At 52.3% G+C, this 15,565-nt stretch carries 18 protein-coding genes; all 18 read left to right on the forward strand.

The annotated features are described in order from the left end of the window. On the forward strand, positions 1 to 1,022 hold a 1,022-nt coding region (locus KDK15_RS00710), incomplete at its 5' end, for a replication protein P (protein ID WP_257293444.1). Positions 1,023 to 1,104: 82 nt separating this feature from the next. Then, on the forward strand, positions 1,105 to 1,587 hold the full coding sequence (locus tag KDK15_RS00715; RefSeq protein ID WP_257293445.1) for a DUF1367 family protein: 483 nt from the start codon (positions 1,105 to 1,107) through the stop codon (positions 1,585 to 1,587). A 9-nt stretch (positions 1,588 to 1,596) separates the two neighbouring features. Then, complete coding sequence (locus KDK15_RS00720) at positions 1,597 to 1,908, forward strand: Ref family protein (protein WP_257293446.1); 312 nt, start codon at positions 1,597 to 1,599, stop codon at positions 1,906 to 1,908. 57 nt (positions 1,909 to 1,965) lie between these two features. Further along, a complete protein-coding gene (locus tag KDK15_RS00725; protein ID WP_257293447.1) occupies positions 1,966 to 2,499 on the forward strand; it encodes a hypothetical protein in 534 nt (177 codons plus the stop codon). Positions 2,500 to 2,664: 165 nt separating this feature from the next. Continuing rightward, positions 2,665 to 3,063, forward strand: a complete 399-nt coding sequence (locus KDK15_RS00730) for a hypothetical protein (protein ID WP_257293448.1) — start codon at positions 2,665 to 2,667, stop codon at positions 3,061 to 3,063. Then, a complete protein-coding gene (locus tag KDK15_RS00735; protein ID WP_257293449.1) occupies positions 3,053 to 3,463 on the forward strand; it encodes a holin family protein in 411 nt (136 codons plus the stop codon). The genes KDK15_RS00730 and KDK15_RS00735 overlap by 11 nt, the downstream gene beginning before the upstream one ends. Positions 3,464 to 3,465: 2 nt before the next feature. Next, the gene (locus KDK15_RS00740) at positions 3,466 to 3,714 is read left to right on the forward strand and encodes a hypothetical protein (protein WP_257293450.1); all 249 of its coding nucleotides are present in this window, start codon (positions 3,466 to 3,468) and stop codon (positions 3,712 to 3,714) included. A 2-nt stretch (positions 3,715 to 3,716) separates the two neighbouring features. Next, the gene (locus KDK15_RS00745) at positions 3,717 to 4,076 is read left to right on the forward strand and encodes a hypothetical protein (protein ID WP_209204372.1); all 360 of its coding nucleotides are present in this window, start codon (positions 3,717 to 3,719) and stop codon (positions 4,074 to 4,076) included. Next, on the forward strand, positions 4,052 to 5,659 hold the full coding sequence (locus tag KDK15_RS00750) for a hypothetical protein (RefSeq protein ID WP_257293451.1): 1,608 nt from the start codon (positions 4,052 to 4,054) through the stop codon (positions 5,657 to 5,659). Before KDK15_RS00745 ends, KDK15_RS00750 begins: the two co-directional genes overlap by 25 nt. Positions 5,660 to 5,768: 109 nt before the next feature. Further along, on the forward strand, positions 5,769 to 7,814 hold the full coding sequence (locus tag KDK15_RS00755; protein ID WP_257293452.1) for a hypothetical protein: 2,046 nt from the start codon (positions 5,769 to 5,771) through the stop codon (positions 7,812 to 7,814). A gap of 235 nt (positions 7,815 to 8,049) precedes the next feature. Next, a complete protein-coding gene (locus KDK15_RS00760) occupies positions 8,050 to 9,036 on the forward strand; it encodes a hypothetical protein (protein ID WP_257293453.1) in 987 nt (328 codons plus the stop codon). Positions 9,037 to 9,070: 34 nt separating this feature from the next. Then, the gene (locus KDK15_RS00765) at positions 9,071 to 9,937 is read left to right on the forward strand and encodes a hypothetical protein (protein ID WP_257293454.1); all 867 of its coding nucleotides are present in this window, start codon (positions 9,071 to 9,073) and stop codon (positions 9,935 to 9,937) included. 125 nt (positions 9,938 to 10,062) lie between these two features. Then, the gene (locus KDK15_RS00770; protein ID WP_257293455.1) at positions 10,063 to 10,380 is read left to right on the forward strand and encodes a hypothetical protein; all 318 of its coding nucleotides are present in this window, start codon (positions 10,063 to 10,065) and stop codon (positions 10,378 to 10,380) included. Positions 10,381 to 10,383: 3 nt separating this feature from the next. Then, positions 10,384 to 11,037, forward strand: a complete 654-nt coding sequence (locus KDK15_RS00775) for a DUF6682 family protein (RefSeq protein WP_257293456.1) — start codon at positions 10,384 to 10,386, stop codon at positions 11,035 to 11,037. A gap of 405 nt (positions 11,038 to 11,442) precedes the next feature. Next, complete coding sequence (locus KDK15_RS00780) at positions 11,443 to 11,988, forward strand: hypothetical protein (RefSeq protein WP_257293457.1); 546 nt, start codon at positions 11,443 to 11,445, stop codon at positions 11,986 to 11,988. Continuing rightward, positions 11,988 to 12,344, forward strand: a complete 357-nt coding sequence (locus tag KDK15_RS00785; RefSeq protein WP_257293458.1) for a hypothetical protein — start codon at positions 11,988 to 11,990, stop codon at positions 12,342 to 12,344. Before KDK15_RS00780 ends, KDK15_RS00785 begins: the two co-directional genes overlap by 1 nt. Further along, complete coding sequence (locus KDK15_RS00790; protein WP_257293459.1) at positions 12,344 to 14,482, forward strand: tail fiber protein; 2,139 nt, start codon at positions 12,344 to 12,346, stop codon at positions 14,480 to 14,482. Before KDK15_RS00785 ends, KDK15_RS00790 begins: the two co-directional genes overlap by 1 nt. Continuing rightward, positions 14,479 to 15,565: hypothetical protein (locus KDK15_RS00795; protein WP_257293460.1), on the forward strand; the 1,087-nt coding region annotated here is incomplete at its 3' end. The genes KDK15_RS00790 and KDK15_RS00795, both read left to right, overlap by 4 nt.

Consider the following 15,565-nt stretch of genomic DNA (forward strand, 5'->3'; position numbering starts at 1 on the left):
GCGTTGAACGAGCGATTGCCGAGCTAACGACGAGCGGTTTCCTGTTGGCCTCTGACCAGTGTAAGTACATCTGCATTCCGCAGTTTATGGAACACAATCCTGTGGACAATATCACCCAGATTGATGCCCGCCTGAAGCTGCTGGTGAAACTGCCGCAGATGCTGCTGGAAGACTTGCCTGGAGTGATACCCGTTATTGAGAGGGCCGTTGCAAAAGCCAGTGATTACAAGGGCTCGAAGCAAACCGAAGAGTTGTTGGAAAACGCTCGGAAGATGCTCGGCAAGTGCTCGGTAGAATCTCGCCTAGAGAATAAGAGAAATAGAGAAGAAGAGAATAAGAGAAATATTTACAAGACATATGTGCAGTCTGACGACCGCACAACCCCCTGGATGGGGGAAGTGCCACGAAGTGTCGGGAGCGCGACTGGTACGACCCCGAAGCAGATTGCGGACCTGTTTGGGACCATGATCGGCCTGTACGGAGCGAAGTGGACACGGGAGCACGGCCTGGCGGATCGAACCGGGCAGTGGCTGGATACTCTGAGGGACCTGCATCCGAATCAGCTGGAGCTTGGCATTCGCCGGGTGAAACGGGAGGGGAGCGACTGGCCGCCATCGGCTCCGGAGTTTCGCCGGCTCTGCCAGCCGAAGCCGGAGGAAATGGGGCTGCCGGAGATGGCGAAAGCCTGGCAGGAAGCCAATGACCATGCCGGTTCTCCAAATCACCATCCCTGGTCGCATAGGGCGGTGTATATGGCGGGGCGGGCTGCAGGCTGGCATGAGTTGCGCTCTGCTGGTTCAGCGCAAGAGTGCCGGGATGTGAAGGTTAAATTTGCCAATGCCTATCAGGCACTGACCAACCGGGTGTTGAGCGGTGCGCCGCTTGAAGATCAGCTTTCCATCGAACACCAGTTTGATCCGGCCATTCACTCAAATCAGTTGGTCAGGGAGAGCATGGCTGAACAGGGTATTGACCCGCTGGATGGGCAGGGTGCACGGCAGAAACTGATGGGGATGTTCTGATGAACGGGCTTAGGAATGGCGTCTGGCTGGCGGTGGTTTGGGTTGTGCTGGTGCTTTGCTGGCATTTTGTGGAGGTGATCTGATGGCGGAGCTGGCGTTGCAGAAAGTGACATCACACATGCTGATGCCGGTATCCGACGATGACCAGCTATTTGTGCAGCAGCTGAAGACCGGGCAGGTGATTCGGGCAGAGTTTCGTAAGGTCCGTAACCCGCACTTTCATCGCAAGTTCTTTGCTCTATTGAAGCTAGGCTTTGATCATTTTGAGCCACAGCCGTGCCGGATGGCGGGCACTGACCAGTGGTTTACACCGGAGAAAAACTTCGATGAATTTCGTCGTTGGGTAACGGTGAAGGCTGGATTTTATGATGTGATCGGATACCCGGATGGTGGGGTCAGAGTCAGGGCCAGAAGCCTGAAGTTTTCCAGTATGAGCCAGGAGATATTTGAGCAGCTGTACTCAGCAGCGATGGATGTATTGCTGTCTTTTGTACTGGATCCGGAACGGGGCTGGAGTCGTGCGAAGGTGGATGAGCTGGTGGAACGAGTGGTGAATTTTGCGTAAGGAATCACGGTGGCCAGGGAAGAAAAACAATACCTTTCGGATGTTGCTCAACTCAGTTGTATCGTTTGCAGGATCTCTGGTCTGCCCGATACTCCAGCAGAGGTTCACCATCAGCGCAAAGGTACCGGAGCCGGAAGACGGGCCAGTCATTTTGACACCATGCCTTTGTGTCCTGGCCATCATCGGTACCTTCCGGATGCCATACACGTCAATGCCATGTTGTTTGTTGAACTCTATGGCTCGGAAGCGGAGCTGGTGAGACGAACCCGCGAGGATGTTCGGCGTTATCGGCACACTTTTGTGGGCTGTATCGGCGACTGATCCCGCTGTTTTTGATGGATCAAAGTACAAAAACAAAGCTTGAATCAGGAGAATGCCATGTACTTTGCTTTGGAACCAGCCTTGATGCGGATTTTCGGAACCCCGGAACTGATGATGAAAACTGTCAGCTGGCAGTTGGATATCAACAGTGGTTATCGAAAGACGACTGTTGCACCAGAATATCAAAGTACACGGGATGAACGACTGGGTGATCATGGTATTCGCAAAGGGGATCTTCGGGAGCGTATGAATCCGGAACTCTTTGCCATTCTGACTATTCGCTATGACGATAATCAGGGGAACCGTTCCAGTGCATGGTTACGGGTGACTAATCTTTTCAGGAACGATGAGCGGCTACCCAAAGCGATCCGCAAGAATCCGGTGATGCTTTCTCTGTATCTGATGTGGCTATTGCAGCATCCTGATATGCAGCAGAAGAAAGGCAAAGTTGAGATAACCGGGAAAAGCCGTAAGACGCTTTACCGCTGGCGTATTGCCTGTCAGGAAGTGTGCAGTGAATGGATCAAGTTGGCTGAAGGTCGGGCTGAGGAATTACTGGAAGAGGCTGGAGCCATTAAGTATGAAAACTAAAGCCTTGACTAAAAATGACCCACAAAGTACGGTAAAAGCTCATGCTGGGAGCGTTCCCGATAACTTACATTCCCACTGCCTGAATCCTTCAAAGAAGCCCGGCCCCGTTGCCGGGTTTTTAGTATCTGCCACTCCCAAACTGAACCACTATAAAAAAGGGGCTTCATGTTTCACTTTTCCGCTTCGTCCAGGCGACATTTGTCGACTTGTGATGAGCGGCTTCAGCGTGTCTTCAATAAAGTGATTGAGTATTACGATTGCACGATTATTTGTGGTCACCGGGGCAAGGCAGCCCAGATGTTGGCGTTTGAAAATGGTCAGTCAGAGTTGCAGTGGCCAGACAGTAATCATAATGAACTACCCAGTAAGGCTGTGGATGTTATGGCTTATCCGCTGGACTGGTTTGATTATCAACGGTTTGCGCACTTTGCTGGCTATGTGCTGGGTGTTGCTGAGGGTATGGGAATCAAGCTGCGTTGGGGTGGTGACTGGGATCGGGATGGTCAGCTGAAAGATCATCGGTTTAAGGATTACCCGCACTTTGAGTTGGTAGATGATGATTAACCTGAATCCTATGGCTGGGATTGCCAAAGAGCTGATGGGTGGTCTGGATGGTTTGTTTACCTCCGATGAGGAACGAGCCAAAGCTGAACTGTCTTTGAATCACCAGTTGCAGCAGCCTCATATTCTGCAGGCATTGGCAACTATTGAAGAAGCAAAGCATCCTTCGGTATTTGTTTCCGGTTGGCGTCCTGCTCTTGGTTGGCTCTGTGTTTTTATTCTTGCCTGGACCTGGATTGTTCGGGATCTGGTCATCATTGGTTTGATGCTTGTGGATAAGTTGGCAGTGGTACAGCAGTTACCCGTAGCGGATACCAGCACTGTGATTACTTTGCTGCTTTGTTTGTTGGGCTTGGGAGGTGCCCGAACGCTGGAAAAACTGAAGGGTGTCGCAAGGAGATAGCTATGGGTGATGAAGACCGCTTCAACCGTATAGAGCAAAAGCTAGATGGCATTACCCAGATCCTGCAGACCCTGGCCAAGCACGATGAGCGGATGGTGAACCTGGCACTGCGAGAAAAACGCAGTGAGGAACGGCTGGATGCTATCGAAAAATCAGTACTGAAAAACTCCACCATCAGCAGTGTGATTCAATGGATTGCAGCGACCACCACGGCGGGCATTATCGCTTTTGCCATCAAACAGTTTTTCTAATCATGGCTAATCACAGTAAATACACTCCTGAGATGTGCGAGCAGGTGAAGGAGTTGATGAGCACAGGCCTGAGCAGGAAAGCTACCGCTACGGAAATGGGGATCAGCTATAACACGTTTCTGTCGTACATCGATAGGTATGAGGAATTTGCTGAAGCTGTAGCTCAGGCGGATGTGCTGGCAGAAGTATTCTGGGAAGAGAAATACATGCAGGGAGCACTGGGTATGAACAAGGATGTTTCCCCAGCCATGCTGATTATGTATATGAAAAACCGCTACCACTGGCGTGATCGTCATGAGCAGACCGTGGTAGCGGAAAAGATACCGACGCTGGACGAATGGCTGGAAGAAAAAGACGGGTAAAGCCAGCCCGGGAACGGCTGTTGACTGAGTTTCAGTTCTACGCCAGCAAGTGCCTGAAGATCCGCACCAAAAGCGCCAAAGTCATTCCCTTTCAACTCAATAAGGCTCAGCTCTACCTGGATAGTCGCATCGAGGATCAACGCCAGCGCACGGGCAAGGTGAGAATTGTTGTACTGAAAGGACGACAACAGGGCTGCTCCACCTATACTGAAGGTCGTTTTTACTGGCTGGTGAGCAATCGCAAGGGGTTACGGGCCTACATCCTGACCCATGAAGCCGATGCCACCGCCAACCTGTTTGATATGGTGCAGCGGTACCACGACAATCAGCCACCCTTTACCCAGAGGGAACTCAAGAATAAAAGCTCCAAGCTGTTGGAGTTTTACCACGATTCTGGGTATCGGGTGGGAACCGCTGGCAATAAGGGAGCAGGTCGATCATCCACAGCGCAGCTGTTTCATGGATCGGAAGTAGCCTTCTGGCCCAATGCGGATGAACACCTGGCGGGTGTGTTACAGGCAGTACCTAATGAAAAAAATACTGAGGTCATTCTGGAGAACACTGCTAACGGCTTCGGTGGTGTGTTTTATGATTATGTTATGGACGCTGATGCTGGGCGCGGTGATTTTGAACTGGTGTTTATACCTTGGTTCTGGCAGGACGAATACCGTGCCGAAGTCCCCCAGGATTTCACGACAGATGCCGACGAACGATACCTGAAACAGACTTACGATCTGGATGATGGGCAGCTGCAGTGGCGACGTCAGAAAATCTATGAGCTGAAATCCGAAGACAAGTTCAAACAGGAATACCCCTGCAATATCCAAGAGGCGTTTCTGTTCTCTGGTCGGCCTGTCTTTGATCCAAAACATACTGAAGCGGCTAAACAGGAATGCTATTCATCCAAATGGCAGTGTGAGTTAACACCCAATGGCTTGAACCGGAAGAAACCGGGATTACTGAACATCTGGTACCCAGTGGAGGGGAGTCAGCAGTATGTCATTGGTTGCGATGTGGCAGAAGGATTAGCTCCGATCAATGACAAACACAAGCACGGCGATTATTCATCTATCGACGTATTAGATCGTTCTGGCTATCAGGTGGCGCACTGGTCTGGCCATGTTGCTCCGGATGACCTGGGCAAGATGCTTAATCACTTGGGTCGTTATTACAACAATGCTTTGATTGGTGTGGAAAGAAACAACCACGGCCTGACCACCATCACCAAACTGAAAGACCTGAAGTACCCCAATCTTTACATGGAAACCACCGTGGACCAGCGCACCCAGAAACGCACCAAGCGGATCGGCTGGCTGACCACGACCAAATCAAAACCGTTAATGATTGATCACCTGGCGGCATTGCTCAGGGATGGTGATGCGGGGATCTGCAACGTAGAGACGGTAAAGGAGTGCCAGACCTACGTCATTGAAGACAACGGAGCCACTAATGCCCAGGAAGGTTGCTTCGATGATCGGGTGATCAGTTATGCCATCGCCCAGCAGATGGTTCTGAAGTTGCCCCGAAGGAAGATCAATATCAATGAGCTGAAGTATCTGGCTCCAGGGAAATCGGCTTACTGATGGAACGGACAATTATTCTTTTTACTCAGCAAGTGGTGGGGCGCTGGCCAGCCATTATGGCCGGTCATCGCCTTGAGTGGCAGCGTCGCAGAGGCAAGAAGGTCAGGTAATGGAACACGGACTGGTGATGGTTGCTACTCCGGATCAAGTGACTCAGGCGGAGTTGGATGAAGCACTGGACAACGAACGTCGTGAACAGGCGGTGCGTGATGCCTTTGCTTCCGATCTCTACAGCCGTTGGCAGGGTTATCGGGAAGCACGACGGGAAGTGGAAGATGAGTGGCTGGATGCACTGCGGGCGGTAAAGGGTGAATACGGTCCCGAGCAAGAAAAGGTGATGGAACAGCAGCAGGCCTTGAGCCGGGTGTTTATCAAGATCACTGCCACCAAAGTCAATGCTGCCTATTCAAGACTTATTGATCTGCTGTTTCAGAATGTGGATTCCTTTTGGGATATTGTTCCCAGTCCACTGTCTGATATTCCTGCCGCCATTAAGCAGCAGATCCGGATGATGGCTATTCAGGAACTATTGCCATATCGACTTGATCCCCGAACCCGAAACCAACTCATCCAGGAACGTAACGATGAAATGGAGCGGGAGCTGCTGGCGGAAGCATTGGAAAAGGCCAATACCGCTGCCATGAAGATGAAGCGTTTGATCAAGGACTATCTGATTAATGCCAACGCACTTACCGAAATCAAAAAAATGGTTCGTGAGCAGGTAACCCTGGGAACCGGTTGCATCAAGGTATCCACTCTGAATATTCGGAACCATGAGAAGTGGGAAAGTGAAGGTGACGAATGGAAGCTCACCGATCACCAGAGCATTGAGCCGGATATTGAATGGGCCAGTGTCTTTGATCTGTTTCCGGATCCTTATTCCCATGATCCAGGCAAGCCGAACGATCTGTTTCGACGCCATATTCTAACCAAACATGAGTTCAGAGAATTAGCAGGTAGCCCCGGGTTTGAACAGGACACCATTCACGCCATTCTGATGGAGTCTCCCCAGGGTAATCATGTTCCTGAAGATTACGAGCGGGAGCTGCGAAACATTAACAACAATGATGAGCAGTACGTTACGCCCCAGCGTTTTGATGTGCTGGAGTACTGGGGGCCGGTAGATGGCCATCAGCTGATGGAGTATGGCGTTACCGATATTGATGAGCAGGCAGAATACCAGGCCAATATCTGGATCTGCGATGGCCGGATGATTATGGCACGGCTCAATCCGCTGAAGCCGGAAGCGATCCCCTACAATTTTGTTCCCTACGAAAGTGTACTGCATCGGTTCTGGGGTATCGGCATCCCCTACATGATGAACGACAGTCAGGATGTAATGAACTCCACTGGCAGAGCCCTGCTGGATAACGCAGCCCTGACCGCTGGCCCCATGTTCCAGATGGATGTGAGTAAATTACCGGAAGGCATGAGCCTGGAAGATGCCAAGAAGATCTATCCCTATCGGCTCTGGTTTTATGATGGCGAGGCTGGTGAAGGGCCGATGATTCAGGCGATCAATATTCAAAGTAACCAGAAGGATCTGTCCGGCATCTTTGAAATGTTCCGTAGATTTGCGGATGAAGAAACGTCACTCCCCAGTTACACCCATGGCGAACAGACCCAGAGCCTGAACAAAACCGCCAGCGGTATGAGCATGCTGATGACTGCGGCCAATGTGGCCCTGAAAAGCGTGGTAAAAAATATAGACGACTACGCAACCGTTCCACTGATCGACAGTCTGTTTAATTTCGCTATGCGTTGGAGTGATAGCGAAGATGCCAAGCGGGGTGATCTGGATGTGGTGGCCATGGGCAGTGCTGCGCTGGTTGCCAAAGAGCTGCAGTCAGAACGGATGATGAATGCCCTGAACGTCAGTATGAATCCGGTGTTGGGTCCCATGACTGACCATCGCTATCTGTATAACGAATACCTGAAATCCCTGGATATTGATCCGGATAAAGCCCTGAGACCCGAGGAAGAACTCTATGCCCAATCCCATGCACCTGAAGCCGCAAGAGGCGGAAGCCGTTCTGACGGTGAGCAACCGTCCGGAGTACGAAGTGGAGGAGTATCTTCTGCGCCGACGCAAGTTGCTGCTGGAGAAACTGGCAACGTGCCAGGATTCAACCAATTTGCGCGTCCTGCAGGGTAGAGTGCAGGAGTTGGATGACATTATCGCCTTGCAGCTCAGGGCAGCGACGTATTTGAAACAGCAGTAAAAACCAATCCGCTTCGGCGGTTTTTTTATGCCCAGGGATAGGCGGTATGCCGGTAACGCATGGAGCGGTTACCGGTGAATGCCTGAAATATGTGGATAAGCCCAGGCCCCACAAGATCAGGCTAAACCAAATGTGGACAAGCCTCAGCGCCCCACAGGGAGAGTGAAGATGGCAATCGATGCCGAACAGTTGGATCAGGAAACTGACGCCGAACTTGCAGCCCTTATGGGTCTAAATACGGAAGCCCCTGCCGCTTTTGCACAACAAGAGAACGAGCTGGACAAGCAGACCGACCAGAACCCGCCCGCTGATGAGTTACCCCCGCCACCGGAGCCGGAAGCGACTGACGAAGAGTCAGAGCCGCCTGCCCCCACATATCGTGAAGAGAGCGGTGAAGACTGGCAGGACAAGTACACCAAAGCGGAAGAGTCCCGCAAGAATGCCCATGCCCTGATGACCCGGGCGACGCAAAAAGCCGCTGATCTGGAGCGTAGCAATACGGAGCTTCAGCAACAGATGGCTTTGTTGCAGGCCAAAGTGGACCTGCTCAGTCAGCAGAGTCTGAGTCAGCCGAACCAACCCAATAGCGAACCAGAGCCGTCTGACCAGTTTCAGGAACTCCGTAAGGATTACCAGGAGCTGGACCCGGTGTTTAACAAGCTGGATGAGTCGGAGCAGCTCAATCGGAAACTGGAGCAGCGGCTGGTGGCTATTGAGAAGGCACGGCAGGAACAGGAGGCGGAGCAGGCCCGGCAGGCATTCTGGAGCAAGTTGCGCAGTCTTCATCCTGATGTGGAGCAGATCTCTGCCAGTGAGGACTTTAAAGGCTGGTTTGCACGACAAACGGCTGATGTACAGGAGCTGAGTCGTGTCAGTCCATTGGGAGCGGCGCAGGTAATGAGTCTCTATAAAGAGGCTGCCGGTCTGAATAAGCCTGCGCCCAAACCTGCACCTGATCCAGCGCAAAAAATGCAGCAGGCAAAACAGATGAGCGAACCGCCAGTGCGGTCCCGCTCAACACCGACCACTCAGGGTCGTCAACCCGTTATGACACTGGAACAGATAGCGGCCATGCCGCAGAAAGAGTTTGATGCCAACGAGGAAAAACTCGATGAGGTTCTGGCCCAGTGGATTAAGCAGGGAGGTCGGCTCTAACCGTTTCTCGAAAGAGATTCAAAGGATCTGAATCATGGCAACGACCACGTTTCCAACGGGGGCTATGGCAAATGCCCTGTCCGTTATTTATTCCAAAAAGCTCAACGCGAAGTTCTATAAACGAACTGTGTTGTCGGCTATCTGCAACACCAACTGGGAAGGCGAGATCCAGTCGGAAGGCTCCAAGGTAGTGATCCGTACCCGCCCCGATATTACGGTAGCGGATTATGACCGTGCCGTGGGGGTTGAGTATCAGGATCTGGAACCACCCAAGGTGGAAATGCCCATCGACAAGACCAAGTACTACGCCTTTATTGATGACTATATCCAGAGTGTCCAGTCCAATATCGAGCTGATCAACGAGTCTTCTGCTGATGCAGCAGAAAACGTGAAGATCGCGGTAGACGGCGATGTGCTGGGGAATATCTACACCGATGTGCATCCGGACAACAAGATCGACGGCGGTGGTACCGGCGTGGTCGTGGATAAGGCTAATGTGCTGGATTATATCGTCGATATGGGCACGTTGCTGGACGAGAAGAATATTCCCGAGTTCGGCCGCTGGCTGGTATTGCCTCCCTGGGTGTGCGGGATGATCAAGAAGTCTGAGCTGAAGGATGCGTCACTGGCTGGTGATGGTACCTCCATCATGCGTAACGGAAGGCTGGGCATCATTAACCGCTTCACGCTTTACTGCAGCAACAACCTGGCCACCGCTTCAGGCATTACCCAGTGCATGGCGGGTGTGAAGGACTTTGCCGGGTTTGCATCGCAGTTTATCAAGCATGAGAGCCTGACCCTGGAGAAGCACTTCGGCATGGGGCATCGTGGCTTGCAGGTGTATGGCTACAAGGTGTTGAAGCCTGATGCAGGTGTGCTGCTGGCAGCCAAGCGTTCTTAACCTTTTTTTGAACCACAAAGTCACAAAGGCACGAAGGAAAAGACAACAAGCTTTTCTTTGTGCCTTCGTGTCTCTTGTGCCCTATGGGTATTGTGATGAAAAGCTTTTCATGGAGATACTAAAACATGGCCTTTGATCTGGAGACCTGCCGCAGCAAGGATGAACTTGAATCCGTCGCCCGGCAGATGTTTAACGTGGAACTGGACAAGCGCAAGAAGCTGGATGATTTAAAAGATGAAGTTCGCTTACTGATGAATGGTGATGATCTGCTGGAAAATCCAGAAGAGCCGGAGGAGCCGACAACTTCATCCAAGGCCGGGAAAAAGCCTCTGCAGTTTGTACTGAACAAGAACACCAATAGTGTCTTTATCTACAACCCCAAGCTGAAGAAACGAATGGGGGTAGATCTGGAGTTCTGTGACCAGCAGGGTAACCGGCTATAGGGTATGAAGGTTATCGCCATCATCCAGAGGGTGCGCAACCTGCTTCAGGACAACACACCTGTGCCACGTTGGACTAACAGTGACCTGCTGGATGCTTATAACGAAGCGCTACTGGCCGTGGTGCAGAACCGGCCGGATGTGAACTCGCAGTTACTGGCCTATACCTGTCAGGCACAGGCAGTACAGTCGCTGCCACCTGGCACCTACCGACTGCTGGATATTGTCGATAACCCGACCACAGGCAGAACAGTAATTGCGACTACCCGCAACAGTCTGGACAGCCTGCTGCCCAACTGGACCACGGCCACCGGTACGGAAGTGGAGCAATTTGTCTACGATCAGAAAAGCCCCGCTGTCTTCTATGTCTATCCCGTACCACCAGCGGATCATCAGCTAAACCTGTTGGTCAGCCAGGCACCCGCACGAATAGCCATAACTGACTTTGAAACAGATACCCAGCAATTCAGCCTTGACGAGCTGTGGCTTAACCCGGTGATCAACTACATGTTGTTCCGGGCGTTCAGCATGGATATGGAGACAGAGGCCAATATGCAGCAGGCCCAGAGTTACCTGTCCATGTTTGCCAATGATCTGGGGCTGAAATGGAACGTGGATCAAATGTTCCGGCAGATGCTTCAGGGCAAGGTGGAGGGTTAGTGCTTTTTCTCTTTGGCTTTTTTGTCATGGAAGTGCAACCAGATGCCAAAGATTAGCATCGGCACGGCAAACATGGCAGTGACAAGCAGGTATTGATCACCCGTATCCATAATCAACTCTCCAACTGATAGCCAAAGTAGATGCAGCCGAGCACCAGTGCAAAGCCCAAAAATTCCAATTCCAACAGGTGAGCAGGCTCGTTAAGCACGGGACCGATCATGCACAGTGCCAGTGGAACCTTTACCAGATCGTAGAACAGTTTGGACAAACTTTCTCGCTGTTTTGTATTTATTATTCGCACCTTTGTACTTCTTATTCAGGGTTTTCCCAAGGACAGCATAGCCCATGAAACTGGACGCCTACCTTTCCCGCATACGCCCGTATGCCAAGGGCTGCCCGGATCAGGTGATCAAGAACTACCTGATCATTACCCTGCGGGACATTTGCCACCGGGCCAATATCTGGCGACGCCATGACAAGCTGTTTATGGTCAAGGGGATCAGGGACTATACCTTGACCGCACCCGCTGGCAGCGACATCGCCACGGTGCAGAATATCCTGCGTGAAGACGGCACCCGGCTGGAAAACCGTGACCTGCTGCCCCCTTATCTTTCTGCCGGAACCCCTTACTACTATCGCCATTTTGAAACCACTTCCCTGCACGTTGCCCCGATCCCGGACAAGGACGCCATGCACGACATCGAGCTGACCCTGATGCCTGCCTTTGATGCGACAGAGATACCGGACGATGTGGGCAACCTGACCCTTGAGTTTGCCTGCTGGGGCGTACTGGCCGACCTGCAAATGATGCCCGATGAACCCTGGACGAACCCGCAGCTCAGTGAGGTAAACCGGCAGAAGTACGAGAAGGAACTGAACCGTAAGCGTATCCGTGGTTTGGTGGGCGTCAGCGGCGGCGAGCAATCGGTGACCAGAAGGAGATTTGTCTGATGGCCATGACGGAAGTGAACCTGGAACCCCATATCCGGGGCAACAATATCAGTTTTCCCATTGAGTTGCGGAAAAATGATCTGCCTGTGGATTACACGGGCTGGACGCTGATTTTTTCCATGAAGTATCACCCGTTGCAGAGTGATGAAGAAGTGGCGTTACGCAAGGAGATCACTGTTACCGGTAGTGCGGCGACACTGGAGATTGTCCCGGAAGATACCCGCAACCTGGCAACCCAGACATTTTATTACGACCTGCAACTGGTATCACCGGATGCAGAAGAAGTACAGACCGTCATGACCGGACGCTGGCAGCTGTTGGTCAGTGTTACCCATAACGTGGAGCTGTCTTCATAATGGATAACAGCAGTTACCAGCCCATCGTCCTGCATCTGGATGATAACCATGATGTGATTCAGGTTACTGTGGAGGATGTGGTCAGGCCAATAACCGTTCATCTTGGCCCCTTTCTGAGCTGGGAACAAGTCACGGATAAACCGGATTATTTCCTGCCAGCCCCCCATCAACACACCATCGCTGAAACGGAAGGATTAGCCGAAGCCCTGGCAGACAGACCCGATGAGGCCCCGGACGATGGCAAACAGTATGCCCGTATAAACAGAACCTGGGCAGAAGTCGATGGTCTGCCGGATCAGACTGGCCATCAGGGCAAGGCGCTGGTCACCGATGGTACCAGGGCCAGTTGGCAGGAGCAGACAGGTGGTTCCGGTGGAGGTGGTGATGTAGAAGAAGCACCACAGGATGGTCAGCTCTATTTTCGACATAACGGCACATGGACCGCAGTAAGCGACACTTTTCTGGAAACCACGCCAGTTGGATTAACAGCACTGTGGGATGGTTCGGCAATCGCACCGGCAGGATGGCTGGAGTGTGACGGGGCAGAGATTGATAGTAATCAATACCCGGAGCTTTATGAACTTTACAAAGACCGGATCGAAACCGGCAAAGCATTCCTGCCCGATTACCGGGGCGAGTTTATCCGGGGATGGGACCATGGGCGTGTTGTAGATACAGACCGGGAGCTGGGAAGTGAACAGGCCGAAGAAATGGCAAACCATGCCCATGAAGTCGCTATCGCAATTAATGAAAGCAAATGGGATGTGATGCCGTTTGGGACTTCAGCCGATCCGGCAGTGGTCAGAGGCCAGTATCATGACCTGGGTACTGGTCACTCCGCAGAAGGTACCGAGCAGTGGATGCTGAGTAACAGCCGGGGAGGCGATGAAACCCGTCCCCGTAACCGGGCTGCCATGGTGATTATCAAGGCGGTAGCCGGAACCAATCTGGTATCACAGCTTGCCGTTCCCCAGCGCTCAGTTTATAGCGGCATCGCCGGACAGCAGACGTTTAGCCATCACTATGAAATCAACCGGCCTGTCAGCGTGTTTGTGGATGGCCTGAAGCTGATTAAAGGCACGCATTTCAGTGCAGACACCGGCACTGATATTCAGTTAAACACCCCTTTGTCTGCCGATGTGGATGTTGAGATTGAGTCGCTGGGCAAGCTGACGCTGTACGAATCGAGTTCCGATAATCTGCAAACACAAATTGACTCACTCAGCGATGATGTGAGCCAGATACAGACACAAGTGGCTACTCAGGGAAGTGGACTGACTCAGGTGCAGTCACAGTTCGCAACCCAGGCCAATGACATGACACAGTTGCAACAGGATGTGAGTAACCAGGGCAATGATGTTGTTCAACTGCAAACGGATATAGCTTCGGTAAACTCCGGGCTGTCTCAGGCTCAAAATGACATCGGTACGATTAATTCTGGGCTGAATCAGGTAGAGAGTGATGTATCCGACCTGCAAAGCAACATGAACACCAATTTTTCCGATCTGGTACCAAGGGTGGAGACATTGGAAAGCCAGGTAGTTCCCCCAGACCTGACTGATGCTCTGGCTGCCCTGACTGCACGGGTGGAAGCCCTGGAAAACTCGACACCCACAGAGCCACCGGCTGATGAGGACGATGATATGAAATTAATAGCGACAGTCAACGAAAGTAGCGTATCAGAAATAGTGTGTGATAGCGGTTTCGATGACTCAATCTACTCAGGTTACCATCTGGTCATCAGCAATCTTTCAGTAGCAGCAAACAGTCTTGAGGATATGAAACTGGGCGTCGCTTTCTGGAATGGCTACTCATGGATTGATATGGCTGAGACCTCAGTAATCAAAACCGAAGGGACAAGTGGTCCCATGCAGGACGAATACAGTGGCTATGTACTGGCTCAGGGAGAAGCAAATGGCTTTTATTTGTCCGGCACCATGACCATATCCATGAGCGGTTCAAATAAAGGCGCCTGGACTGCCAATATTAATACTGGTGATACAGTACCTTACAGATCGGCCATGCTCTCGGCTCCGCTTCTTCACAGTGTCTTTGGTATCAAGTTCCACACGGATTCTCAGACTGCAAATGCAATGAGTTGTATCTTGTCTACGGGTATAAGAAGTAACAGCCCATGAAACTCGACATTACCTCCTTTACCGGCGAAGTCCCCTGGCTGGACAGTCATCTGCTGGAAGATACCCAGGCAGAGGCTGCCATTGACTGCCGTTTGACCAATGGCAGTTTGCGAGCCTACCACGCCCCTGCCGATGAACGGGCCCTGAATGCAACGGTGCAGTCCATCTATCTCTATCGTAATGAAGGCAATCGCTACTGGTTTGACTGGGCCACGGACGTGGACGTGATCCGTTCCCCCGTAGCGGACGATCCCAATAACCGGGTCTACTACACTGGCACCGTAAAAGGTCCCCGTTTCACCGATAACGGCCTGGCCTTGAGTGGTGGCAGTGATTATCCGGTCAATGACCTGCAACTGGGCATACCGGAACCGGACGTAGCTCCCGTAGTCAGCCTCAGTGGCACACCGCTGGAAGATGCGGAAGAAGTGGACGCTGAAACACGCTTCTATACCTACACCTGGGTGGACCAGAATGGTCGGGAAGGACCACCATCCCTGCCATCAGGTGAGATTGTGGTCAAGCCCGGTGAAACGGTGGACATTACCGTGGGAGCCGGTCCCGGTTCCGTGGACCTGAATATCACCCATTACCGGATTTACACCAGTACCCAGATCGGCGTGTATCAGCTTTGCACCCAGATCAACAATGCCGGAACGGTGGCTACCGATACCCCGGTGGGTGTCACCACTGTGGTGGATGAAACGCCGTTGGACCAACGGGGCGACATCCTGCAAACCATCGGCTGGGTGGCGCCACCCAACAACCTGCAAGACATGGTGGTGCTGCCCGGTGGCGTGGCGGTGGGATTTTCCAGGAAGGAGCTGATGTTCAGCGAGCCTTACCATCTGTATGCCTGGCCAGCGGCCTACCGGCTGGCGGTGGAGTATGACATTCAGTCACTGGCGGTGGCGGCCAACAGTGTGATCATTGCCACGGATGGTTATCCCTATGTGGCCTTTGGTACCGAACCGAGCGCCATGACCCTGGAACGGCTCGATACGGCACACGCCTGCATCAGCAAACGCAGCATGGTGGATATGGGGGATATGGCCCTGTATGCCTCCCCCGATGGTCTGGTGC

The sequence above is a fragment of the Endozoicomonas sp. YOMI1 genome (genome assembly GCF_024606345.1).
Lineage (GTDB): Bacteria > Pseudomonadota > Gammaproteobacteria > Pseudomonadales > Endozoicomonadaceae > Endozoicomonas.

Excerpts from the sequence above, each read along its gene's own strand:
- KDK15_RS00715 (WP_257293445.1), top strand. The coding sequence starts at position 1,105 with ATGGCGGAGCTGGCGTTGCAGAAAGTGACATCACACATGCTGATGCCG.
- KDK15_RS00730 (WP_257293448.1), top strand. The coding sequence starts at position 2,665 with ATGTTTCACTTTTCCGCTTCGTCCAGGCGACATTTGTCGACTTGTGAT.
- KDK15_RS00790 (WP_257293459.1), top strand. The coding sequence starts at position 12,344 with ATGGATAACAGCAGTTACCAGCCCATCGTCCTGCATCTGGATGATAAC.
- KDK15_RS00785 (WP_257293458.1), top strand. The coding sequence starts at position 11,988 with ATGGCCATGACGGAAGTGAACCTGGAACCCCATATCCGGGGCAACAAT.
- KDK15_RS00735 (WP_257293449.1), top strand. The coding sequence starts at position 3,053 with ATGATGATTAACCTGAATCCTATGGCTGGGATTGCCAAAGAGCTGATG.
- KDK15_RS00745 (WP_209204372.1), top strand. The coding sequence starts at position 3,717 with ATGGCTAATCACAGTAAATACACTCCTGAGATGTGCGAGCAGGTGAAG.
- KDK15_RS00755 (WP_257293452.1), top strand. The coding sequence starts at position 5,769 with ATGGAACACGGACTGGTGATGGTTGCTACTCCGGATCAAGTGACTCAG.
- KDK15_RS00760 (WP_257293453.1), top strand. The coding sequence starts at position 8,050 with ATGGCAATCGATGCCGAACAGTTGGATCAGGAAACTGACGCCGAACTT.
- KDK15_RS00740 (WP_257293450.1), top strand. The coding sequence starts at position 3,466 with ATGGGTGATGAAGACCGCTTCAACCGTATAGAGCAAAAGCTAGATGGC.
- KDK15_RS00765 (WP_257293454.1), top strand. The coding sequence starts at position 9,071 with ATGGCAACGACCACGTTTCCAACGGGGGCTATGGCAAATGCCCTGTCC.
- KDK15_RS00775 (WP_257293456.1), top strand. The coding sequence starts at position 10,384 with ATGAAGGTTATCGCCATCATCCAGAGGGTGCGCAACCTGCTTCAGGAC.
- KDK15_RS00725 (WP_257293447.1), top strand. The coding sequence starts at position 1,966 with ATGTACTTTGCTTTGGAACCAGCCTTGATGCGGATTTTCGGAACCCCG.
- KDK15_RS00770 (WP_257293455.1), top strand. The coding sequence starts at position 10,063 with ATGGCCTTTGATCTGGAGACCTGCCGCAGCAAGGATGAACTTGAATCC.
- KDK15_RS00750 (WP_257293451.1), top strand. The coding sequence starts at position 4,052 with ATGGCTGGAAGAAAAAGACGGGTAAAGCCAGCCCGGGAACGGCTGTTG.